The organism is uncultured Sphaerochaeta sp. (assembly GCF_963676625.2).
Taxonomy (GTDB): domain Bacteria; phylum Spirochaetota; class Spirochaetia; order Sphaerochaetales; family Sphaerochaetaceae; genus Sphaerochaeta.
The window spans coordinates 810161-834886 of the sequence record NZ_CAXXYB010000004.1 but is presented as its reverse complement, the minus strand read 5'-3'; the positions used below and the strand labels follow the sequence as shown (position 1 = coordinate 834886).

Sequence of the window (24726 nt, the reverse complement as noted above, 5' to 3'; positions counted from 1 at the left end):
ACTGAAGAAAATGAGGTAATAAATGACAAGTCAAGAGTTGAGAGCAATGTCTTTTCGAATAAGAAGAGAAATACTTACAATGGCTTTGCATGCCGGTCCAAACGGGGCCCATGTTGGACCAGCCATGTCTTTGGTAGAAATATTGGCAGTTCTTTATGGTTCTGTACTGAACCTTGACCGAACCAATCCCCAATGGTCTGAACGGGACAGGGTATATCTGAGTAAGGGACATGGAGCTCTGGCTTATTATGCGGCTCTGCACGAGGTTGGTTTTCTAACCCATGAGGAATTGGAAACTTATGATGATAATGCGGGAATTCTTCCTGCCCAACCTTCAAGGTATCCTGAAAAAGGTATAGAGTTTTCCAGTGGAAGCCTAGGATTGGGTCTTTCCCCTGCAATTGGGAGTTCTCTTGCTGCAAGATCAAGAAAACAGTCTTATAGAACGATTGTATTATTAGGAAACGGCGAATGCAATGAAGGTACTATTTGGGAAGCGGCTATTTCTGCTGCATCCTACCACTTGGATAACTTGATTGCTGTTGTGGATAATAACGGTATCCAAAGTGATGGGTTTAGTATCGATGTTCTAGATATGGGGAATATTGCCCAGAAATGGAAATCTTTTGGTTGGGAAGTTCGATGCGTTGATGGGCATAACGTGCAGGAACTCTTTTCTGCATTTACTACACCATGGTCTGGAAGTCCTTTAATTATTATTGCCAATACGGTAAAAGGTAAGGGTGTGTCATTCATGGAGAATAACAAAGATTGGCACCATAATCGTTTAACAAAAGAGCTCTATGATATTGCCATGAAAGAGCAAGGAGCCTTAGATGAAGCTTGACAGAATAGGACTTAGGTCGCTTTCTCGCCTTGGAGCAAGAGGGACATACGGTATTGCCATGCTTGAAGTTCCTTCTCTCCAGCCGGAAGTAAAGGTGTTGACTGCTGACCTCTGTAATACATCGGGTTTGGATAGGTTCCGGGACCAATTCCCTTCCTTGTTCTATAATATCGGTATAGCGGAGCAAAATATGATTGGGATTGCTGCCGGATTGGCAAAAGAAGGTTTTGTCCCATTTGTATCAACGTTTGCAAATTTTGCTGCTATGCGGAGTTATGAACCGATGCGCTTGAATATGGGCTATATGGGTTTCAATATGAAGGTTGTTGGCCTTGCAAGTGGTATGGCTATGGGTTTGTTTGGTAATACCCATTACGGGATTGAGGATATTGCCCTGATGCGTTCAATGCCTGGAAATATGGTTGTCATTTCTCCTGCAGATTGTTTGGAAGTATATAAAACGATTCTTGCTTGTGCTGTTTCTCCTGATCCGACATATATACGGCTTACAGGCACAGCCAATTCACCAATGGTATATAAAGAAGACTATCCATTTGAAATTGGGAAAGCAATTCAAATGCAGAAGGGACATAACATCGCTGTATTGGCAACAGGAAGCATGGTCTATGAATCTTTGAAAGCTGCAGAAATCTTGGCAGAAAAAGGCCTCGAAGTTTCCGTTTATAACTTTCATACGATTAAACCTTTAGATCAGGAAACCCTACTTCAGATTTGCCAAGAAAACGATTATGTAGCAACAGTTGAAGAGCATAGTGTGATTGGAGGATTTGGTTCTGCAGTCGCTGAATATTTTATACAGAGAAAGAATCCCCCAAGGCAATTATTCATTGGATTGCCTCCTCAATTTGGAAGAGCTGGAGAGTATACATATTTGCTGAAGCATTATGGATTGGATGGACAAGGTATAGCCCAGAAAATCAAAATATTCATTGAGGAGGTCGATTGATGTCCTACTTTAACAGAATTGAGCAATTTTCCAATTTTTTTGCAGTAACCCAGAGTGATGGGCAGTTGTTGTCTTATCAAGCCTTGGCCTTCGAAGCAGATAAACTTGCTTCGGCAATTGGAAAGCGGACGCTTGTTTTTTCTCTTTGTTCCAATTCAATTGAGTCTTTGGTCGGTTATGTTGGGTTCTTGAGGAATGATATTGTCCCCGTGTTGGTGGATAACAAGCTGACTCCTGAGTTGTTTACGAACTTACAGGAAACCTATGAACCTGCCTATGTATGGTTACCTGAGTCTTTAAAAGATATGGTTCCTGGCACTTCTTTTTATTCGTACGGGTCCTATACACTGATTAAAACAATCTATTCAGAAAACATTGACTTAAATCCAGAACTTGGCCTTCTCCTCACTACAAGTGGCAGTACCGGTAGCCCAAAACTGGTTCGTCAAAGCTATCGTAATATTGAAGCAAATACAGAATCGATATGCGAATACTTGAAGATTTCATCTTCCGATCGTCCTATCACCACGTTGCCCATGAGTTATACCTATGGTCTTTCTATTATTAATTCCCATCTGAACAAAGGCTCTACAATACTGATGACTGATTATTCTTTTATGCAAAAGGAATTTTGGATATTCTTGAAAGAAAACAAGGCAACAACGTTCGGCGGGGTCCCTTATACCTACCAGATGCTCAAGCGATTAAGATTTTTCAATATGGAAATTCCTTCTCTTAAATATCTCACCCAGGCAGGGGGAAAACTGTCGTATGAATTATCCTTGGAAGTAGCAACGAAATGTAAAGAGAAAGGTCTTGATTTTATAGTTATGTATGGACAGACAGAAGCGACTGCAAGAATGTCTTATCTTCCTGCAGAGTATGCAATCGAAAAGTGTGGAAGCATGGGTATTGCAATTCCTGGTGGTGAGTTCTGGCTCCAAGATGATGATGGAAATAAAATAGTGGAACCTGATACTGTCGGGGAGCTTGTCTACAAGGGAGAGAACGTAACCCTAGGGTATGCCCAATGCAAGGCTGATCTTTCCTTGGGGGACGAAAGGAAAGGAATCCTTGTAACCGGTGATATGGCCAAATTTGACGTTGATGGATTCTATTCTATAGTGGGTCGAAAGAAACGTTTTGTGAAGTTATTTGGCAGTAGAGTCAATCTGGACGAAACTGAACGTCTCTTGCAGGACAAGGGGTATGTCTGTGCTTGTTGTGGTATAGATGACCGAATGTCTGTGTATACGGAAAATATTGGGAAAGAGGCAGAGATTCATAAGGTTCTTTCTTCTCTTTTAAACCTTAATATGACAGCTTTTGCAGTCCAAGGTATTTCTGCTATTCCGAAAAATGAGGCAGGGAAGACCCTGTATTCTCAGTTGGAGAACCTCTAGGAATGTATGATATCGATACCATTCAGAATATTTCCCCTTTTTCAATGGGAAAAGAAGAAAAAGGGCAGTTTCTAACAGGAATTCTTAGTGAATTAACTTTGTTCCATTATTCCCAATGTAATGAATATAAACGCCTTATTGATGCTTGGCCATTTGACCCAACCTGTATTGGTTCTTTTCTTGATATTCCGTATTTGCCTGTCCGTCTTTTCAAGGAATTTGATTTACGAAGTGTTGGACGAGAAGATATTGTCAAGGAAATGACTTCCTCAGGGACTACAGGCCAGGAAGTTTCTCGGATATTCCTGGACAAGGAAACTGCTACAAACCAGACAAAAATCTTGGTAAAGATTGTTAGTGACTTTATTGGTGTGAAACGTATTCCCATGATTATCTTGGATTCAAAAGCTATTCTTAAGGACCGTAATTTATTTTCAGCTCGTGGCGCAGGTATCTTAGGGTTTTCCATATTCGGATCTGATAAAATATATGCACTGGATGAAGAAATGCATATAGATTTTGATGTCATAGATGCCTTTCTTGAAAAACACAGCGGTGAGCCTATCTTCCTTTTTGGATTTACCTTCATGGTCTGGCAACATTTCTACAAGGAACTGCTGAAAAGTGGGAAGAAATTGAATCTTGCAAATGGTATCCTTATTCATGGTGGCGGGTGGAAAAAGCTTATTGATGAAGCTGTCGATAATGCTACCTTTAAGGAAAAACTAAAGGAAGTATCTGAACTTTCTCATGTCTATAATTATTATGGGATGGTGGAACAGACTGGGACAGTTTATATGGAATGTGAATACGGACATCTCCATACCTCTGTATTTTCAGATGTAATTATTAGAGATCCAAGGGATTTTTCTGTTGCCCCTATCGGGCAAGAAGGCTTGATTGAGGTTGTGTCTATTCTTCCTAAAAGTTATCCAGGACATGTCTTGTTGACAGAGGATTCTGGAAGAATCTTGGGTGAAGACGATTGTCCTTGTGGGCGCAAGGGAAAATACTTTTCAATCAGTGGACGAATAAAGAATGCTGAAATACGAGGATGTAGTGATGCCTATGCTGCCAGATTCTAATACCTTGGGCTTATTGGTCCCTCACGATGCTGAATTTTCAAAGATAGAAAAAGTTAGACCATTTGAACCCTACAATGATTTGGTAGTTGATTTCCTTGACAGCTGGTCGAAGCGACTTTTGGCAAACCAAGAAAGCCGACTTTTCCCTGATGTGATTACGTTTGCATTTTGGATCAGGAAAGGGCATATAAACCAGTATCGGTCAACATTCCTAAAAAACCATGTAGAGGAATTACGTTTGGGGCGGGGAATAGTATTTCATATTGCCCCTTCTAATGTACCGATAAACTTTGCATATTCTTTGGTTATGGGACTTTTAGCCGGCAATGCAAATATCGTCAGGGTTTCTTCAAAGGATTTCAGACAGGTTATGATTCTGTCAAACGAATTGAATAGTTTGCTTCAAGAAGAGAAATGGTTTGAGTTACACGATTTTATCACCTTGGTCCGATATGACAGGATACAAAAAGCTTGGACTGATTTCTTTTCTTCGCTTGTAGATGTGCGGATAATCTGGGGAGGAGATAGAACGATTGACGAAATTCGTGAGTCGAAGATTCCTGCTCGCTCCTTTGATGTTTGTTTTGCCGATCGGTATTCTTTCTGTGTCATCAATGCAGACATACTTGTAAGAGAAGAAAACGTAGAAGATATTGCCCAAGGTTTTTACAATGATACATATCTTTTTGACCAAAATGCCTGTACAGCCCCACATCTAGTTGTCTGGCTTGGCAAAGAAGAAAATAGAGAAAAGGCAAAGGAAAGGTTTTGGAAAGCAATCCAGAAATATGTCGATAAGCACTATAACCTTGCACCTGTAACCGCTGTTGATAAACTGACTGCTTTTTGTAGGGAAGCCATGACCCATAATTGGATTGAGCGAAAACAGGCAACCAACAATATGGTTATGAGACTGCAGATGGAGAGCCTTCCTGATGATATTACTGAATGCAGGAGTGTCGGTGGCTATTTCAATGAATATGACGCACATTCACTTGATGAATTGGCACCAATTGTAACAAGGAAATTTCAGACTATGTCATATTATGGATTGGACAAGCAGGAACTTCTGGACTTTGCCAAGGTTAACAGGCTTGTTGGTATTGATAGAATTGTACCCATTGGAAAAACCCTTGACTTTGAGCCAGTTTGGGATGGATGGGATTTGGTTGCTACAATGAGTAGAATAGTAATATATAATTAGAGGCAAAATAATGGAATTTCGTGATTTGAAACACCAATATCAGGTGTTAAAAGATAAGATGGATAAGGCTGTAACCGAAGTAATGACAGATTGCAACTTCATCAGTGGGAAACAGGTTAAAGTGCTTGAAACTGAACTTGCTTCGTATGTTGGAACTACGCATTGTATAACTTGTGCAAATGGGACCGATGCTTTATCCATGATGTTGATGGCTTGGAATATCGGACCAGGGGATGCGGTGTTCGTTCCTGACTTTACTTTTTTTTCCACCGGCGAGGTTGTTTCTTTCGAAGGCGCTACACCAGTCTTTGTTGATGTCAATCCAGATACCTACAATATGGATCCTTCAAGTCTTGAGGCTGCCATACTTGCAGTTGAACAGGAAGGTTTGTTGAAACCCAAGGTTGTGATTCCTGTGGATTTGTTTGGATTACCTGCGGACTATGAAGCAATTAACAAGATTGCAAAATCCCATAGTCTTAAAGTTCTTGAAGATGGGGCCCAAGGGTTTGGTGGAATGTGTCATGGAAAAAGAGCTTGTTCATTCGGGGACGCTGCTACGACTTCCTTTTTTCCTGCAAAGCCCTTGGGGTGTTATGGTGATGGAGGGGCAATATTTACCAACGATGACGAAACGGCTGCTTTGCTTGAGTCTCTCAGGGTTCATGGCAAGGGCACCTTCAAATATGACAATGTTCGCATAGGTTGGAATTCCCGTCTTGATACTCTCCAGGCCGCGGTCCTTCTGGTAAAGTTTCAGGCTTTCAAGGAATATGAACTTGAAGACATTAACAAAGCAGCTTTATGGTATAACGATGCCCTTGAAGGGATATTCAAGATTCCTGTAATTCCTGAAGGGTATAACTCGAGTTGGGCACAATATACTATCCAAGTTGAATCTGAGGACCAAAGAACCAAGATCCAAGCATCCTTGAAAGAACAGGGAATTCCTACAATGGTTTATTATCCAAAGCCCATGCATAGACAGAAAGCGTTTGAGGGACTAAAGCAGTATGTCCCTTGTCCAATAACAGAAAGGCTGTGTCAGACAGTATTGTCGCTTCCGTTGCATCCCTATATGCAAGAGGGTGATTGTCATATTGTAGCTAACGCAATAGGAAAGAGTTTTTAAACTGTTTCAGTTCAATTCTATGCGTTCTTAGCGTGACAGTGTTCTGTTTGATTGAGGTAGCAATCTTTCCAACTGAAATTTTTAGCTTTACCCCTGGAGGACCATTTTTGATGGATGAATTCAACTCAATTATGGAGAAATCCTAAAGCTTCCTTATGTAAAAGATATCAGTATCAGACGGAATTTCCACATTTTTCACAAAAACCTTTGAAATCAGGTACAATGCATAAAGTAAACTAATTAAGTATGCTATGTAAGCTCTTTTCGCGGGGTCTGATTGATTACAGTCAAAGGATAAGGCAAGAATGATAGAAAAGAGCTATTTGATTTCAGTTGGTGTAGAAGAATATTACAATCCCTCATTTGATAAAGTGAGCTATGCAGAAGCTGATGCAAAGGAAATCGCTGATGCATTCAGGCAACTTGGACTTTTAGACTCGCAATCAAAGACATTTTTAGGTGAAAAGGCAGTGAAAGGTGTTGTGCTACAAGAGATTAGCAATTTTGCAAATTTCGCCAACATTGGTGATCGTATATACATTTACTATGCCGGTCATGGCTTGAGCTATAACTCACAGAATTTCATTACATTTTATGATTCATCAAAAGATTCACCTGAAACTACATGCTTTAAAATAAACGATATTCTTTCGATTCTTGAAAGATCAAGGTGTAAGCAAATAGTCCTTTTTCTTGATTGTTGCCATGCAGGACTTTCGATGTCTGGGGTTCGAGATGCAATTCCAATCTTCGATACTACAGCGCTAATCTATGAGCATTGGTCCGATACCTTTCTTATAGGCTTTGCTGCCTGTGGTTCTAATGAGATTTCGTCGCATTCGAGTACATATAAACATGGGATATGGACTCACCATCTTCTTGAAGTACTGAATGGAAAGGCATCCTCCGAGGTTTACTCAAATGGTGTCGTGACAAGCAGTGCTCTTCAAGCGTATCTAGTTGCCAAAACATCCTATGATGCTAGGATTATGTTTACCCCAAAACGCTTGCAAAGCCCAGAGCGTTTCGGCAAGGACAATGGGGATTTCATCGTTGTAGATGCTTCATGTCACTTTAGAGTGCCAGAATCCCAAGAAATGATTGTCAAGGCAATTGAAATTCGTAGCCTGGTTGAAGGTTCGATTAGCCAACTTCCCGGTTTTATAAGGAAAAGTCATCAAGTCCCTAAGAATAAAAGCCAAGCTACCCAAAAATTTGTGTTTAAAATTGGATCGTCTCTCATCGAGGACGCGGTAAGAGCTGTTGCAATCGGAGCTAAGGATTCCTTTCAGTATAAACGCAGTCAAATTCCTAAGACTGAAGTTTCCGAAGGAGTCGGAACTGTAGCCTGCCTTGATTTTGATTTTCAGGTAACCATTGATCAATCTGAAGATGACCCAACAGAATATATCCTTGAAAAGAAAGCCAATAATTTCAAATTGCGCGATGGATATACTATTGACGCGATTGACGGAATTCTTGAAAAGACTATTGATTCTCTTTTTCTGGTTCTCAAAAATCCTCCAAAAATTGAAAAAATCATTGATGCAATAGAGAAGCATCAGACGAGACTATTGTTTCGCTAGAATATGATCCCAGTGATCTTTCATATTGTGATGTGTCATTCACGGACAGTTACATCAGCTTGCGTTTCCATTCTGACCGAATTGAACTTTTAAATACTGGTAGGCTGTTCCCCAGTGAAATTGTGAGTTTGATGAAATCGAATTTTGATAGACTTCGTAGCCTTCCCCAAGTTATTCCTTTGAGAATTGAGTGACCTGTATTATATATAGATAGGATTTCTACAAATTCCACATCTTGAAGAAGTGTTTTACTATGATACTTTATATATATAATTATAACCGTTCTGATTTTCGACAATAATTGTGCATTTCTTTGGGCTCTTGAATTGTCAGCTGCATTAATGGCATCAGAAAGAACTTCCACGCTTCGTCAAAATTGCTCTTCAGGTAATTTTGGCTATTTTCGAAATGTTATGTGTATTATTTAAAAAAAGGATTGATTATGGAATATAACCCGATTAAACCTGAAAAAAATTTTGTTGAAAGAACAATAAAATTAGCAAAGAAGCTAAAAGATGATGAATATTCTACAACTTTACAAATTAACCTTTTATTTGGAACGATTATGCTACCTAAATCTCATTGGTACCATTCATTAAAGGGATGTACTGTAAATCTAGATGAAATCAAAGCAGTACATATTACCTATAGTCATCCGATGATATCAATCAAGGTCCTTCTTCATTGTTTGCGCAATGGCCTCGCTCATTGGCGAGAAAATGGAAATCAAAATGTGAAATTCGATACTGAACAAATAGAGAATAAGAATGAAATTGTTAAAGTAACTATTTGTGGAGATGGAAAGGTTGATAATATTCACGAAACAGCAAAAATTGAATTTGATGTAAAGCAAGATGGAATTATTCATTTTATGGAAAAAATATATACATACTTAAGCTAGCATTATATATAGGCACTAGGTAGAATTTTCACATTAAATAGCCAATGGACGCTTACTGCCGATTGAGAACTTGATACTGTTGAGTTACATTGTATTTGTTTTTTGAAGGGGATATTAATTTATATAATAGAAAGGTGCCTTCCGATATGAACAAAATCGAGAATATAGATGGATGATATAATTAATAAACTTGCAGATAAACTCTTTTCTTTATTTGTTGTTAATAGCTATGCATTTGCTGTGCAGGGTCCTGATGGGTTGTATAGAACAAAATATCTTCCAATGACTAGCTCAATTATTGGGTTGATGCTTGAGAAAAAAAAGTCTTTTGGATGTTATCAACAAAATGCCATGGGAAAAATCAGATGGATTTGCTTGGATTTTGATTGTCATGATAAGATAAATCCAAATATATCTGGACTTTACAACGACTGTATCAAGCCTACACTTTCTGTATTGTCAGACATGCAATTACAGTATCTCACAGAATTTTCAGGAAGAAGAGGAATTCATATTTGGCTTATTTTTGATAAGATAATCTCCAAGGATGCAGGATTTAATTTAGTAAAAAAAATCATTTCACAAGTTGATTTTGATGAAACAAAGTATGGACTAGATAAATTCCCTGCATGTTCAACTATATCGGGCAAAAGGATAGGAAAACAAGTAAAGATACCTTTATCGGTTCATATAAATGGAAGGCAGTCGTTCTTCTTTTCTGATGAAAATGAACTTAAAGTTGATCGGAAAGTATCTTTTTTTAGACAACTTGAAATATTACAGTCATACGGTCTCAACGATTCAGACGCTGTGCTTGAACGTTTTGCTTTAAATGATGTTAAAGTAGCAGTTGCTTGTACTCGAAAATATAAATTGTATTCCAGGTCAATCCCGAATAAATTCCAAGAAATGGATTGTGCAATGATAATCAAAGAATTGGAAACAATTCCAGTTTTTGCCTTAATCTTTTCACGCTTTAGACAAGGAATATCAAATTCAGAGGATTTTCTTGTGGTTCTTGGTACTTTTTCACCATTTGTTGATGCTAAGGAAATAACAAAAGGTATATTCCAAAACTTAGAAGTATATGATCAGGGAGAATTCGAAAAAAATTATGATAAGTTTTACAACCGCTATCACCCAGCTACCATCTCTTACTTAAATTCCAAATATGGTGTAAGCAAAAATAGTGCAGATGAAAGAACAGGATATTCAATTCTTTGTAAGAAGCTAGGGTTCACTGACGAAGAAATAAAGACTGACCAAAATTGCTTTTCCAAACTGCAAAATAGTGTGTTGGATACCTTTTCTAAAGAGCAAACCTATTTTCGATATAACGATGAAGTATTATCTATTAATATTCTTAATTCGATCGATAATCCAAATAAGTACGAACAGACTGAGTATGATAGAGAATTGACGCAAATAAAGTCAGGATTTTTTCAATATAAAGATATTGAACAAAATTTTATCGTTTATCATAGAGAAGAATCCGAAAAAGAAAGGTTGATGGTTTCATTATCAGTTCATGACAGGGTAGTAACAACGAATTTGGCCTTACAACTGAGTTATAAACTAAATATGAGTAATCAAAAAAAATACTCCTATAGTTATATTCCTGTTTACTTTAACTCTGGGGATGTGTTTTATAACTGGTTTTATCAATGGTCTTTGTACTTAGATAGGATTAAGACTTATATTGAGATTCCCGTTTTCAACTCATACGGAATTTGTATTTTAGATTTGAGCCATTTTTATGATTCTGTCAATTTAGGAAGTATTATCTCAGTGGTTGAAAAAAGATTGAAGGACTATAAAGAAGAAAAGAATATTTTTAAATACCTATGCGATTATAATGATAAGTTAATGAGGAAAATTAGCCAAGGTGTAACAAATCTTGGCGTGCCTCAAGGCCCTGCTTATGCAAGGATACTTGCTGAAATCTATCTTGACGAAATAATCACAAGTTTTTTCAAAGACAATCCCAAATTTGCGGATTTTGATTTAATTAGGTATGTTGATGATTTTTTTATTGCAGGACCTTCTTTGCGAATTGATGATTTCAGCATTTCTCTGAAAAACTACCTGTTACGATATGGGCTGAAGGTTAATGAAAAGAAATCATTGTTATTTCACTCTATTGAAGCAATGAATCAAGAAGATAAAGACCGAGTACTTCGGAAAAATACATTCAATTATTGTTTTAAGATAAATTCAAATATAATGCTAACTGATGTTAAAATAAAAGAAAACATGAAGTTGTTATTAGAACAATATTCTGATATTGATGCAGTTCCTTCAATTTTCAATAGCTATACTCATGAAGCGTATAGGAAGGCTTATTTTATTTCAAATAAGAAAGCAGTAATGAGCTCATCTGTTGGAAGAGGAAGTATATTTATAAAGTTCTATGAATACTTTTTTGACAATTTCAAAAACTTGTCAAGTATTTGTCCTGACATTGATTTTTCAGTTATTCCTATTAACTCCTTAAATTTCAAGAATTTTCTAGCAATTCTGTACCAGGCTATAAAAAAGGAAAAGATATTGATTCCTGAGTATGACGCTTATTTTTCAAAATACATTGATTTCCTCAGTTGTCAATTATTGGAAGATGAAGAAAAAGAGACTATAAAAGCTTTTTATCTTTGGAGAAATGACAATGAATAAAGAGCTTAGAATTAAGTTTGTTGCTTATATAAAATCATTGTATCTACCAAAAAAAATTTCTAACTCTACAATCAATAGTTACTATTTTGAAATTTCTTCATTAAGTTCAACTGATGTTTCTGAAAACTTGGAATTGATCTCCAAATTCTTTTTTCAGTTAACAAAGAAAGCTTGTTGTAATTGTACTATAGGCGATGGAGATGAAGACTTAACTCTATTCCAGGTTTACGAAGAAGCTTTCAAAAGAGCATTTGAGCAAATTGCACAGGCGAATTTGCCGGTGGACTCTAGAGATAAATATGTCGATTTATTGCATTTTTTGAATGATTTAAGAGGGGCTACATTCGCTGATTATAAAGACACTCATTTTGCTGATGTGTACGACAAGTTCTCTGATATGCTTTTTGGCATAAGATTTGTATTTGGACTTGTTGATTCCGGAAATACGGCCTATTTCCATATTAATGATATCTTAGCTGATTTTATTCTTAGGAAAAACCTATTGCAAGATATCAGTGTATTAGAAACAGCAATAATCAAGACGCTTTATCTAGCTTTGGAAATTTTCAGAATAACCAAAAACAACAATGATTTGAGCAAATTGCAATTATTGATAAAGCATTGCAACCTGAGGTTTCTTGGTTATCACACACAAATTGACCAAAATAAGAATTGGGAAAAAAACTATAATGCAAATCATGTAATTATCCTTTTTAACTTTGATAAAGGAGTTTCAAAGGTACTGATTCGTTCGAATGTAAAAGAATACTTTGGTGGTAATAAAAATGTAGAAGAGGAGAACAATGGGAAAGGCAAGGTTATTGGGTATTTTATCGAAAGAGAATTAGGTAAAAGAGATACACTAGTTTCATTTAAAGATGTGATGAAGAGCGAGGAAATTGAAAATCGGTTTCAATTAACAAAGCTTGTTTTTAATGATGGATACAGGAATTTATTTTACTCAGATTATACCCTTGTAAGATCAGCAAATAAAGACTTGTGCCCAGTAAATTTATTTTCTAAAGCTGATACAAAATCAGTGTTTGAAAACAGAACTGTTGATGCAAGTAATTTATATGACTTTTGTGCTCAATTACAGCCCTTTTATATGAGTATCGTGAAGGGCTCCTCCCTTGATTTTGTGACTTTTGGATTGTTTGCTTTTTTGTACCAGTTGAATGGTGACTTGTTGCCTGAATGCGTTTTTAATTTTAGTGAAAAACCTGATGTTTGTTTTCAGAACATTATCATAAAAGAGTATTTAAAAGAAAATCTAGAGAAACTTCCTGAGATGTTAAGAAGTTTTAATGATACGTTCATAGATAATCTTGATACGAAAAGTATAGAAAGTTTACAGATTTATCCAATACAATTGAATCTCAAAAAAGAAATTATTTCTTATGTTAACAAATTTGCTCCTGAGAATTTGGGTTTGGACAATTATCCAAATACTCTTGTTGAATCGTTAACCTCTGAAGGTCAAGATTATTTCTTAAGTGATGATCAGAGTATAGTAATACCTTCAGCTTCCATCAATAATATTGAATCATCTAGTCATAATTTTATTGATGGTTTATTTGTAATTCAGAAGGATGAGAAATACTATTATGTGGGCGATGAGTGTAATATTATATTCCAACTGAATAATTTAATTTTAGAGTTAAATAAAAAACTTATTCAGGAGAAAGACCTTAAACAAATTAATCAAATTCATTTGAATAGTATTCTTAAACGAATGGAGTCACAATCTGATGGCCTATTGGAAGGATTGCCTTTGATTTGTTGTAATCAAAATGATTTCTTTTGTATGAAGATCTTATATCATTTTTACAGATTTGGGATTCTGGATAATCAAAAAATTCAAGCTTTCTTTTCTCTTTATATAAATGAAATTCCATGGTTGAGTTTTAATTTCTTAAAATCTGACAAATCTTTAAATTCCGAAATTATCAACCCAGAAACACTTATAGTTTTTAAAGATAGTGATGGCTTGACTGGAAATACTTGTGAGAAGGTATGCAAGAAGTATTTGAATAATCCATATCGAGTGAAATCTGCACATAGTGGTGCGGTATTGGATATAAGCCAAGACTTATATAGTTATAAAGATAAAAAGATTCACAAAATAATATTTATTTTTGATAACTCAATCACAGGTAAATCTGTTATAAATGCTTTGGATTTCTATATTAATGGAGTTAAAGATTGCCTTAGAAAGTATAGGTGTTATTATCGTCTTAAGCCTTCAGATAACAAAGAAATCGAAGTGGAAGATACAATTAACCAAAATTTTCCCATAATCGAAGTGAAAGATATAATTAATAAAAATTCTCCCATAATCGAAGTGAGAGTTTTATACTACACTGAGGAAGCAAAAGAAAAAATAAAAGAGTTTCTTTCTGAGGTAAAAAATAAAAATATAATTGTTAATGAACATTTCGATAAGCTAATTCCAAAGACTTCAGAGGAAGTCTGTAAGCAATTAAAACTAGTGTATTCTGAAGCACGCTATTTGGATGGAAGTTACCAAAAATACTATTTGATCATTCGCGAAATAAATCAGCCAAAGAAAAACTGGCTAAGACCTGATTTTTATAATAAAGCTAGGGTTTATTCACTTTTCATCAAACAAGATGAAGTTCAATAAGTATGGATGTCTCATAAAGAACTCCTTTTCTGGTTGTTTTTTTGTAACTTAATCATGTTAGAAAATAAATAGTATTTCTATACTGAAAAAGAGTTGTGATCGATTATTCAATAGGATTTTGGTTTCCGTGACCGTTCCAGCGAAGCTAGGTCAAGCTAAAGGCAAGCTGTACAATAATTACAGAGGCTTGCAAATACTATTTTGAAATTGCATCTCAAATTATTTATTATAATTGAAATTGTCAGGAGTCTCCCATGAATCTTACCATTGCTGGTACTGGCTATGTTGGTCTTGTTGCCGGAGTTTGCTTTGCCCATGTAGGGCATAACGTAACATGTGTTGATATTGATGAAAAGAAAGTGGAACTGCTTCGTAGTGGAGTAAGTCCTATCTATGAGGAAGGTCTTGAAGACTTTCTCAAGGAAGGACTCTCTTCTAACTTGTTGCATTTCACCACAGACTATACTTCTGCCTATGCAGGAGCCGATGTCATCTTTATAGGAGTCGGTACTCCTGAGCTTGCCGATGGCTCTGCTAACCTCACATATGTGGCTACCGTAGCTCGCCAGATAGCAGAGAGCGTCACTCATGACTGCCTGGTGGTAGTCAAGTCAACAGTACCCGTAGGGACCAACGACAAGGTTGAGCAGTTCATAAAAGATTCCTTGGTCAATAAAGTCTGTGTCGAGGTAGCCTCCAACCCTGAATTCCTTGCCCAGGGAACCGCAGTTCATGATATGATGCATGCCGCACGTATTATTATCGGAGTTGAAAGCTCCCATGCAGAGTCTGTGCTTCGCACAGTCTATGCACCATTTAACCTTCCCATTGTTACCGTGAAACGCCGTAGTGCCGAGATGAGCAAGTATGCAGCCAACGATTTCCTTGCCTTGAAGATCTCCTATATGAACGACCTGGCCAACCTCTGTGAGTTGGTAGGGGCAGACATAGAAGACGTAGCCAAAGGAATGGCCTACGACGACCGTATCGGAGCTCGTTATTTACGAGCTGGTATCGGGTACGGAGGCAGTTGCTTTCCCAAGGACACCAAGGCCTTGGAATACCTGGCCAAGCAACATGGCTACAAATTGCAGACTGTCGCTGCTGCTGTTTCTGTGAATACCTCCCAGCGAACTGTTTTATACAAGAAAGCCTGCAACAGGATGATTACCTTCAACGGCATCAAGGTAGCGGTACTAGGGCTTGCTTTCAAGGCAGGGACTGATGACCTTCGGGAATCACCAGCCTTATATAACATCCCCTTGCTCCTCGAGCAAGGAGCCGTTATTACAGCCTTCGATCCCATTGCCGAAGCAAACTGCAGGAAACAGTATGATTTTTCCATGCAATATGCACCTACTGTCTCTGAGGCTCTCAAAGATGCGCAGGTATGCTTTATATTCACTGACTGGAAGGAGATTCGCTCTACTGCTCCTTCGGCCTTCAAACAACTCATGCGTACACCCTTGGTGTATGACGGTAGAAACTTGTTTGATCCCGTTGCAATGAAAACAGCCGGAGTTGAATATTATTCCATAGGAAGATGAAATAATTGACTTGATTCCATACATACATAGCTTTTTTAATACGGGAAGACCATAAGTGTCTTCCCTTTTTTGTTTTTAAAATGAAATAATACATACATGAGATCAGACTTTAAACCTTTCGATACTACAAAGACCTATTTGGTAACCGGAGCCGCTGGCTTTATTGGTTTTCACCTTTGCAGGCGCTTGTTGTCACTTGGCTGCAAGGTAATCGGTTTCGATAACCTCAATGACTATTACGATGTTTCCTTGAAGCAAGCTCGTCTCGACCAGCTTGCTTCAATTGCTTCTTCTTTATCTTTTCTTTCTTCCTCCTCCTCTTCTTCTGTTTCCTCTCTTCCTGCCTCTTCTCCCTCCTCTGGTTCTTTTACCTTTGTAGAAGGGGACCTAGCCGACAAAACAGCAGTGGACAACCTGTTTTCCTTGTATTCACCTTCAGTGGTGGTAAACCTCGCTGCGCAGGCCGGGGTGCGCTATAGCATAGATAACCCGTATGCGTACTTGCAGTCGAACCTAGTGGGGTTCTTGAACATCCTGGAGGCTTGTAGGCATACCCATGTCTCCCATCTGGTATATGCATCTTCCAGCTCAGTCTATGGCATGAACAGCAAGATACCGTTCTCTACCTCAGACAAAGTGGATAACCCTGTAAGTCTCTATGCTGCTACAAAGAAGTCGAATGAACTCATGGCCCATAGCTATACGCACTTGTATGGTATTCCTTCTACCGGGTTGCGGTTCTTTACAGTCTATGGCCCCTACGGAAGACCTGATATGGCGTATTTCTCCTTCAGCAAGAAGATCATGGCAGGGGAGCCTATAAAGATATTCAACAATGGCGACATGTACCGCGATTTCACCTATATCGATGACATCGTACAAGGTATGGAGAATATACTGTGTAATCCTCCTGTTCCCAATGAACATGGAGACAGATATAAGATCTACAACATAGGGAACAACAAGCCAGAGAAACTGATGTTTTTTATCGAGACGCTGGAACAGTGTCTCGGTAAAGAAGCCAAGAAGGAATTCCTTCCCATGCAACCTGGGGATGTCTACCAGACCTATGCGGATGTCTCTGACTTAATAGCGGACTTTGACTTCAAACCGAGTACTCCTCTTTCGCTGGGTCTCGCTTCCTTTGTTGCTTGGTTCAAATCATATTATAAGTAGGAGAGGGTATCGCTTTCTGAAAACAAACAACCTCCAACGAGTCATGCTCCTTGGAGGTTGTGCAAAATGGTCTTGAAGTTCTACTACTACTGGGCCGAATAGAAATAGTCCATGGCTGCTTGGCGGCAATCGGCTATATGCTCACGCATCAAGATAGAAGCCTTCTCGAAATCACCCTCGATCAAGGCTCCCAAAATCTCTACATGTTCATGTCGCGCCTCGATGATATGCTTGGAATTATTCTTGCTGCAAATTATGATGCGCCTATTCTGGTCGGAAACTTTCTTCATCATGGCGATGATGTACTTGTTATTGCATTTGCTTATGAGGTCCATATGCATCTTGGAATCAAGTTCCTTATCACTCAAGTCATCCATCGTCGGACTTTCAAAACGTTGCTTCCAGACCTCCAATTCCTCCGTTGAGAAATTGTTCTTCCCCAACCTGATACATAAAGGTTCAATCTCCAAACGGGCCTGAAAGATTTGAATTACATCACTTAAAAGGATATCAGTGACAAAAATACCTTTCTTGGGAAGTACTTTTACAAAACCCTCTGATTCCAGAATGCCGACAGCTTCCCGTACCGGTGTACGGCTATTCTGCATTTCCTCGGTCAAATAGGCTTCGGTCAAGACGCTTCCTGGTCTATATTCGCAGGTAATGATCTTCTCTTTTATTGTCTCATACACCTGTCTCTTCAAATTGGCATTTACTTTACCTGTCATCTTTATCCCCAAAAAAAAATAGTATCTTATTATCACAACAATTGCCATATAGTAATACTTTACCCGACTGGGCTCAAGAAAAACTTATCGGCAAAGAATCATTCCACTATACCAGATAATCCGGATTGAGAATGGTTCCCGGGTCTTTTCCAAGATAGAAATCACTGGTAATGTCGATGGCCATCTTGTAAATTCTCCAAAGTGACTCCCTCGTTTGGCTGGAGACATGAGGAGTCAGAATGATATTGTCCAACTCCAGCAAAGAACTACTGGTAGGCAGTGGTTCGGTTGCAAAGACATCAAGGGCGGCCCCACAAATTCTTTTTTCTTTCAAGCACGTATATAGATCGGCTTCCTTGATGATATTCCCTCGTGAAGTATTTACGATCACCGCAGTAGGTTTCATCAAAGAGAGCAGACGATTGTCAATCAAGTTATGGGTTTCCGTGCAGTAGGGCACATGTACCGTAATGGAATCCGATCGCTTGAATAATTCTTCCAAGGAGACCAACTCCACCTGGTTCTGTTTTAAGGCTTCCTTGTTTGGATACGGATCATAGGCGATGAGCTTGCAAGAAAAACCTTGGAGCAACTTGGCCACGGTTTGTCCTATTGCGCCATACCCGACAATACCGATGGTGCTGTCAGAAATCTCATTGGTGACGTCTTTCTCCCAATTCCCTTCCGAGACCAGATTCATGTTCTGCTTCAGTTTCCTATGGGCAGAAAGCATAAGCGTCAGTGCCATCTCGGCTACACCCAGGGTATTTGCCCCTGTAGTGCGAGCAATAGCAATATGGTACTGGGAAGCAGCTTTCAAATCTACTTTGTCATAGCCTACGCCAAACCTTGTCAGAATTTTGCAATTTTGATGGATCTCCTTGAAGACCGTCTCTCCATACGGCTCGATGTCTATTATTCCGGCATCAGCCTTTTTCAGTTCTGCGATTACCGAGGCCTGGTCATAAGGCTTTTCGACAACCCATTTATATTCAAGACCAAGAGAAGCCGCATATTTTTCAGCTTCTTGGTTGAGTTCCCTGAAAATAGCGTTGTCATCACCAAAAAAAGATACAATTTTTTTCACATCATTCTCCTTAAAAGTATTTACCGAACGGGAGGCTTTTCGTCATGCCCCAAGATATTTTTTGAGGACCTCTTCTCCAAGATTGGAGGTTGTGTCAGAGTACGCAACAGTCCCTTTTTCCAGGATGTAACTTTTTTCACTGACAGACAGGGCAAACTTGATACTCTGCTCAGAAAGAAGAATCGTCACTTCACCTTTTGTCAATTTTTGGATGATCTCTGTCAACTGTTGCACTATGATAGGGGCAAGGCCTTCGGTAATCTCATCGAGCAGCAGCAATTTTGGATTCTGCATCAAGCCCCGAGCAATGGCCAGCATCTGTTGTTCTCCTCCAGATAGCTTTCCTCCCTTGGAACTCTCGCGTTCCTTCAGCCGGGGAAACAATTCATAGATGCGATCCAACGTCCAGGTATTCGATCCATCGACACCTATACGCTTGGAGATCAACAAATTCTCTTTCGTGGACAAGGAGGAGAAGATATGACGACCTTGGGGGACATAGGCAATGCCGAGCTGTGCAATCTGGTAGGAGGTCATTCCCACGATGTTCTTTCCCTCGAAAAGAATCTCTCCTTCTGTCAGGTTGTGATTCTTGGGATTGAGCAATCCCATGATACTTTTCATCGTCGTGGATTTACCTACACCATTACGACCCAGCATACATACCGTATGTCCTTCCTCAACTTGAAGGTTCAGGTCAAAAAGAATGTGGCTCTTCCCGTAATAGGAGTTAAGTTTATTAATCTCGAGTATCATTTATTACTCCCCAAATAGGCTTTCTGTACAAAGTCGTTGTTCTTGATGTTCGCAGGAGTATCAGAAGCAATCAAACTTCCATTGCTCATGACAGAAATTACATCAGAATAGTTGAAGATGATGTCCATGTCGTGTTCAATGAACAAGATGGTCATGTCCCTGTCCTTGGCTAGCTTTTTTACAAGGTCCATCAGTTTATAGGCTTCCTCGCGGGCAACCCCTGCCGCTGGTTCATCCAGAATCAACAGGGTTGGTTCCATCGAGAGGGCAATAGCGATATCCAGTCTTCTCTGGTCCCCATAGGAGAGATACCCCGAGATACTGTTCGCCTTATCCTGGATGCCAACATAGGAAAGGAATTCATTCACTTCCTGCTCCAGAAAATTGTCTTTTTTTGCCCGGAAGTCAAAAACCTTCTTTCCCATGTTGATGCGAGCGATTTGCACGTTCTCAAAAACTGTCAGGTTCGAAAAGATCTGGGTAATCTGGAAACACTTGCACATACCTTTTCGTACGATCTTGTAAGGTGCAAGTCCCGTGATATCCTCACCCTTGAAGTAGACTTTGCCACTATTGGGGGTGGTACGGTTGCAAATCAAATCCATGAGCGTGCTTTTTCCCGCACCATTGGGTCCGATAACAGCACGAATCTGTCCTTTCGGGACCTCAAACGACACATCATCGGTGGCATGCAGCGCCCCAAAATAACGATTCAGATGCTCAACTCGCAAAATTGGTTCACTCATTTTGCCACCTCTCTTCCTGTCACTACATATTTTTTCTTCGGATCATCCAGTTCCTTGCCCACCTTGTCGCGGAGCAATCCACCTTGGAGGAACAACACGCAAAGTACGATGATAGCTCCAAGAACGAACTGGTAATACATGGTAAAGATCGGAAGCAACACATTGATTGCAGTGATGATCAAAGCACCCAACAAGGGGCCGAAGAAGCTGTACATTCCTCCGATCAAGCACATGATCAGACCATCGAGAGAAGTATTGGACGACAGCATCGTCGGAAAGGCCCCCATATTCCTCATGGCATAGCACAAACCGGCAACTGCACAGAAAAAGGAAGATACCATATAAGCCACCAGACGCACATTCCTGGTGTTGATCCCAATGAAGGTCAGTCTTTCCAAATTCTCACGGCTACCTTTCAATACGGTGGCAAAGGGAGAATGAAAGAAAAAGTAAATGATTATGATGCAGATGGTACAAATGGCAAAACAAACATAGAAGTTTGCCCGTACACCCGTAGCGAAGGGTAGGCGGACAGCCCCGGTAATACCAGTGTCACTACCGACAATTTGCATCTTCTGCACCAAAGTCCATAGGAACACATTGATACCCATGTTCATGAATGCAAAAGCCAGATCATCATTGGTCTTCAAGCTCAGGTATCCGATGAAAGCGGATAACAAGAGAGTCAGGACCAAGGCACAAAGAAATGCCATTCCCAAAGGGACATGAGCCCGTACGACCAGAAACAGGTAGCAATAGGCAGAGAATCCAAAATAGGTACCTTGTCCCAGAGGTCTCAACCCGCCAAACCCAAGAATGATATTCACGGCTTCGGCAAACAACATATAACATACCAGACGACAAAGGAAATCGATGATGGAGTCAGATGAAGAGAGGGATGCCAACAAGATTGCGACAAAGGTAAAGATCCCGATATATTTGTTTCGTTTGGTCTGGCTTAGATTTTTCCAAGTAGTAATCATCATGATGCCTCTTTTTTTGTAAAGATTCCCTGAGGTCTGATGAACATGCAGACGACCATCAAGGCAGCAGGGATCAGGTTGTAGTATTGTGGAAACACAATAACTCCAAAGGCATTGGCCAAACCGACCATCAAGGCGGCAGGAAGACACCCGTTCATGTTTCTCATACCACCGATAAGCAGGATAGGCATGATATTGCCGAATACGGAGAGGCCCTCCTTCGGACTCATACCGGTTATGGGTGCATTGACTACACCTCCAAGACCTGCAATTCCCATGCCGATCATGAACATGATGGAGAACAACCTGTTTACATTCACTCCAAGGCAAGCCACCATCTCACGGTCATTGATAATTGCACGCATCAGCATTCCGAGTTTCGTCTTATTGATCATGAACCAAAAAGCAAAGGCAATCACGGAACCTACGACAATCATGAAAATGTAATATATGGGAAACCTGATGCCAAAGAAGGCAATGGAGCCCTTGAGAATCCTGGGCAGAACCAAAAGCCTGATCGAATACCCCCAGAACATGACAATCAGATCACATACCATGTAGGCGACACCGAACGTCAAGAGCATGATGTATAGCATGTTTTTCCCGAATAAGGGACGAACAGCACGCTCGACGAACCAACCAAAGCAGCCTACGATGACAGGCACAATCAGCAAGGCGACAAAGAAATTCAACTGGGCTGCAAGGGTGTAGGTAAGATAGGTCCCCAGCACAAAGAAAGCACCCTGCCCAAAATTTACCATGTTCATGCCACTGATTATCAGTGACATCCCGGAAACCATCATATAGGAGACCATGCCACTGGCCATTCCAGTGACCAGCGTTTGCAGAAAATATGATAAAGACATCTTAAACTCCACTAATGTAGGGGGCCGCTATGGTGCGGTCCCCTTTTGTCCAGTCAATTACAGGGTGGAAAGATCCACAAACTTGTAGTTGTGCTCGGTAGCATATGTCTGCATCTCTTCTTTAGTCGGCAGAGCTTCAGTACCATCGAACACTTTGTAGACATCACCTATTGGTATTGTCCACTTGCCACTCTTGTCTTCGACAGCAGTAACATAGTAGTAGGCATGGTTCATCACGTGATCGAAATCCCTGAAACCGAGATCGTTTCCATAAATAGTATCGAATCTGACGGTGGATAAGGATTTGGTCACGCCTTCAGCTGTCCAGTCATCGGTTGCCTGGAGGGCAGCACAAATTGCCTTGATGCCGATATACCAGGTGTAACCCATATCTGACGGGAAGATTTCATGGTTGTACAGTTTTACGCCAAGATCGTGATAGTCCTGGACCAACTTGTCATTGCCGGGAATTTCACTTTTCCAGAACGGCCACAAATCAATGCCATGGACCTTTCCATAGGGATAGTTCTTTGCCTGGGCCAAAGAAGTGGTATTGGTGGAGTCACACGTATACCAACCGAGGTAATCACATTGATCCCAAAGACCGAATTGCTGCCCTTGGTTGACCAAAGATACAAAGTTGGGTCCGGCTACGGCACCAATGATTACATCAGGCGATTTTCCGACGATTGAACTGATGATCGTGGAGAATTCAGTGGAGGACGAAGCAACCTGACTTGATCCCATGTTCTTGAATCCCGTACCAAGCTTCTTATAGAAGAAATCCCGGCTATCTCCTGAAGCTCCACCGTCGTTTCCAATGAAATAGGCACTCTTGTAGCCTTTGTCAGCTGCATAGTAGGCATTCATGTTTGCAATGGCCCAGGCGTTGAAACCGCAAGAAAACATATACTTGGAAGCGTTTTCAATGGTAACCCGGGTGTTCATCGTGCAGGGAGTGATCATGGGGAACTTATTGTTGTTTGCCCATTGCGCTCCCGTAGGTGCCTCTCCATCACTCTTTGGTCCAAGAATGGCAAGCACTCCCGCCGACTTCAATTCGGTTGCTTTCTGTGCAACATTGGCAGAGTCGGAAGCTGTATCCCTGTACACCAACTCAACCATTTTTCCATTGATGCCACCGGCCTCGTTGATCTCCTTGACGGCCAATTCAGCACCGGCTTCAGCCCATACGACTGTTGCGGCTGCAGCTGAGGAACGATCTGTCAGGACTCCGATCCTCACCGTATCCTTTCCCGTACTTTCAGTCTTCAAAGCGGGAGCTTTGACCGTAGTGGCAACAGAACTCGTTGCCGCAGGGGAATCGCTTTTGCTGCATCCCATCAGTGAGACAACCAGCCCCAGGATAGCAACAGCAGATACCAACACTCTCTTTTTCATTTTTACCTTCCTTTTTCCTTCTCAGGATCAAACACATCATTGGAACGAACAAAATAGTCATAGTTTCGTTGGGCGATGGAGTCCTGGGGATTTTCCACATAGCGATTTTCCAAATCCACCCAGGTTCTATCGGTCAAACCAAACATGCTCATCGTGGTGAAGCACTTGAAACCAGTAGCATCAAAATGGCTATCCACATAATCGTTCGATTGCTCCAGCATTACATGACGGCCGACATCCAGCATTGCCAGCATTGCGGCATGCATCGAATAATGGATTCCGACCAGTTTGTAATTTCCGAGCTCTGCAAGCTGTTTCATGGAAATCTCATTGGAATCATGAGCTTTTCCACAAAGGTCCGGATACCACATCGGACAGTCACAAGCCTCCTTGAGCTTCTTGCAAAGCTCATACTTGTCACCTTTGACCTTATGCATCCAAAGAATGCAAATCATGTCAGCTCCAGTATCCATGTATGCTTTCATGCGCGAGACACATTCCTCAAAATCCTCTTCCGGGTTCGTATCACAGCGTGCAATGAGGAAGCCTGCTTTTCCGTCTGCATCCAGACCTTCCCTTGCCGCCTTGAAACGAAGCACCGCATCCTCTATCGAGAGTTGCCCCTTACGCCCAAGTTCACTTGTATCAGTGACCAAGACTCCGGCGGCTCCGGCTTTCATGATTCGTTTGCATCCATAGTAGGTATTGAGTCCACGTCCAAGTCCGAAACCATCGTCTGCATCGATGATCAGAGGCATATCCGTCATATTGCTGATACGATCAGAGACCTGGCAGAAATCATCGATCGAAAGCAATTGCAAATCAGGAATTCCGGTCAAGGCACAGGCAAGATCGCCACTGCTGACCATGATCACCTCAAAGCCATTCATCTCCGCTGCCTTGGCAGATGCACAGTCGTGCAATTCTGGGACAATGCGAACCTTGGAGTCCTGGATCATGGTACGTAATCGTTTTGAAGCCAATTCCATTTTGT

General features: G+C 40.2%; 20 protein-coding genes. 12 read left to right on the top strand and 8 right to left on the bottom strand.

Annotation, left to right across the window (positions count from 1 at the left end; genetic code table 11):
* Positions 1 to 22 precede the first annotated feature (22 nt).
* The 12 genes from ACHZBG_RS06915 to ACHZBG_RS06860 all read left to right on the top strand — a co-directional run bounded on the left by ACHZBG_RS06915 (position 23) and on the right by ACHZBG_RS06860 (position 17165).
* Entirely contained in the window at positions 23 to 847 is an 825-nt protein-coding gene (locus ACHZBG_RS06915; RefSeq protein WP_320128719.1) for a transketolase, read from the top strand.
* On the top strand, positions 837 to 1814 hold the full coding sequence (locus ACHZBG_RS06910) for a transketolase C-terminal domain-containing protein (RefSeq protein ID WP_320128718.1): 978 nt from the start codon (positions 837 to 839) through the stop codon (positions 1812 to 1814). Before ACHZBG_RS06915 ends, ACHZBG_RS06910 begins: the two co-directional genes overlap by 11 nt.
* On the top strand, positions 1814 to 3217 hold the full coding sequence (locus ACHZBG_RS06905) for an AMP-binding protein (protein ID WP_320128717.1): 1404 nt from the start codon (positions 1814 to 1816) through the stop codon (positions 3215 to 3217). Before ACHZBG_RS06910 ends, ACHZBG_RS06905 begins: the two co-directional genes overlap by 1 nt.
* Before the next feature lie 2 nt (positions 3218 to 3219).
* Positions 3220 to 4302: an acyl-protein synthetase gene (locus ACHZBG_RS06900; protein ID WP_320128716.1), complete on the top strand. Its 1083-nt coding sequence runs from the start codon at positions 3220 to 3222 to the stop codon at positions 4300 to 4302.
* Positions 4286 to 5506: an acyl-CoA reductase gene (locus ACHZBG_RS06895; protein ID WP_394699341.1), complete on the top strand. Its 1221-nt coding sequence runs from the start codon at positions 4286 to 4288 to the stop codon at positions 5504 to 5506. The genes ACHZBG_RS06900 and ACHZBG_RS06895 overlap by 17 nt, the downstream gene beginning before the upstream one ends.
* Before the next feature lie 10 nt (positions 5507 to 5516).
* The gene (locus tag ACHZBG_RS06890; RefSeq protein ID WP_320128714.1) at positions 5517 to 6638 is read left to right on the top strand and encodes a DegT/DnrJ/EryC1/StrS family aminotransferase; all 1122 of its coding nucleotides are present in this window, start codon (positions 5517 to 5519) and stop codon (positions 6636 to 6638) included.
* A gap of 305 nt (positions 6639 to 6943) precedes the next feature.
* A complete protein-coding gene (locus ACHZBG_RS06885; protein ID WP_320128713.1) occupies positions 6944 to 8224 on the top strand; it encodes a caspase family protein in 1281 nt (426 codons plus the stop codon).
* 442 nt (positions 8225 to 8666) lie between these two features.
* Positions 8667 to 9125: a HEPN family nuclease gene (locus tag ACHZBG_RS06880; RefSeq protein WP_320128712.1), complete on the top strand. Its 459-nt coding sequence runs from the start codon at positions 8667 to 8669 to the stop codon at positions 9123 to 9125.
* A 168-nt stretch (positions 9126 to 9293) separates the two neighbouring features.
* Positions 9294 to 11795 (top strand): reverse transcriptase domain-containing protein, encoded by a 2502-nt coding sequence (locus ACHZBG_RS06875; protein WP_320128711.1) that lies wholly within the window; start codon positions 9294 to 9296, stop codon positions 11793 to 11795.
* The gene (locus ACHZBG_RS06870) at positions 11788 to 14442 is read left to right on the top strand and encodes a hypothetical protein (RefSeq protein WP_320128710.1); all 2655 of its coding nucleotides are present in this window, start codon (positions 11788 to 11790) and stop codon (positions 14440 to 14442) included. Before ACHZBG_RS06875 ends, ACHZBG_RS06870 begins: the two co-directional genes overlap by 8 nt.
* Positions 14443 to 14696: 254 nt before the next feature.
* On the top strand, positions 14697 to 15989 hold the full coding sequence (locus tag ACHZBG_RS06865; RefSeq protein WP_320128709.1) for a UDP-glucose/GDP-mannose dehydrogenase family protein: 1293 nt from the start codon (positions 14697 to 14699) through the stop codon (positions 15987 to 15989).
* A 96-nt stretch (positions 15990 to 16085) separates the two neighbouring features.
* Positions 16086 to 17165, top strand: a complete 1080-nt coding sequence (locus ACHZBG_RS06860) for an NAD-dependent epimerase/dehydratase family protein (RefSeq protein WP_320128708.1) — start codon at positions 16086 to 16088, stop codon at positions 17163 to 17165.
* An 86-nt stretch (positions 17166 to 17251) separates the two neighbouring features.
* Here the strand turns inward: ACHZBG_RS06860 and ACHZBG_RS06855 are convergent, their stop codons facing one another.
* The 8 genes from ACHZBG_RS06855 to ACHZBG_RS06820 form a co-directional block, all read right to left on the bottom strand.
* Entirely contained in the window at positions 17252 to 17893 is a 642-nt protein-coding gene (locus ACHZBG_RS06855; protein WP_320128707.1) for a GntR family transcriptional regulator, read from the bottom strand.
* Positions 17894 to 17999: 106 nt separating this feature from the next.
* Positions 18000 to 18980, bottom strand: a complete 981-nt coding sequence (locus ACHZBG_RS06850; protein WP_320128706.1) for a phosphoglycerate dehydrogenase — start codon at positions 18978 to 18980, stop codon at positions 18000 to 18002.
* A 42-nt stretch (positions 18981 to 19022) separates the two neighbouring features.
* A complete protein-coding gene (locus ACHZBG_RS06845; protein ID WP_320128705.1) occupies positions 19023 to 19736 on the bottom strand; it encodes an ABC transporter ATP-binding protein in 714 nt (237 codons plus the stop codon).
* On the bottom strand, positions 19733 to 20482 hold the full coding sequence (locus ACHZBG_RS06840; protein WP_320128704.1) for an ABC transporter ATP-binding protein: 750 nt from the start codon (positions 20480 to 20482) through the stop codon (positions 19733 to 19735). The genes ACHZBG_RS06845 and ACHZBG_RS06840 overlap by 4 nt, the downstream gene beginning before the upstream one ends.
* The gene (locus ACHZBG_RS06835) at positions 20479 to 21468 is read right to left on the bottom strand and encodes a branched-chain amino acid ABC transporter permease (RefSeq protein WP_320128703.1); all 990 of its coding nucleotides are present in this window, start codon (positions 21466 to 21468) and stop codon (positions 20479 to 20481) included. The genes ACHZBG_RS06840 and ACHZBG_RS06835 overlap by 4 nt, the downstream gene beginning before the upstream one ends.
* Entirely contained in the window at positions 21465 to 22331 is an 867-nt protein-coding gene (locus ACHZBG_RS06830) for a branched-chain amino acid ABC transporter permease (RefSeq protein WP_320128702.1), read from the bottom strand. Before ACHZBG_RS06830 ends, ACHZBG_RS06835 begins: the two co-directional genes overlap by 4 nt.
* A 57-nt stretch (positions 22332 to 22388) precedes the next feature.
* On the bottom strand, positions 22389 to 23732 hold the full coding sequence (locus ACHZBG_RS06825) for an ABC transporter substrate-binding protein (RefSeq protein ID WP_320128701.1): 1344 nt from the start codon (positions 23730 to 23732) through the stop codon (positions 22389 to 22391).
* Positions 23733 to 23734: 2 nt separating this feature from the next.
* Complete coding sequence (locus ACHZBG_RS06820; protein WP_320128700.1) at positions 23735 to 24721, bottom strand: isocitrate lyase/PEP mutase family protein; 987 nt, start codon at positions 24719 to 24721, stop codon at positions 23735 to 23737.
* Between the last annotated feature and the right edge of the window lie 5 nt (positions 24722 to 24726).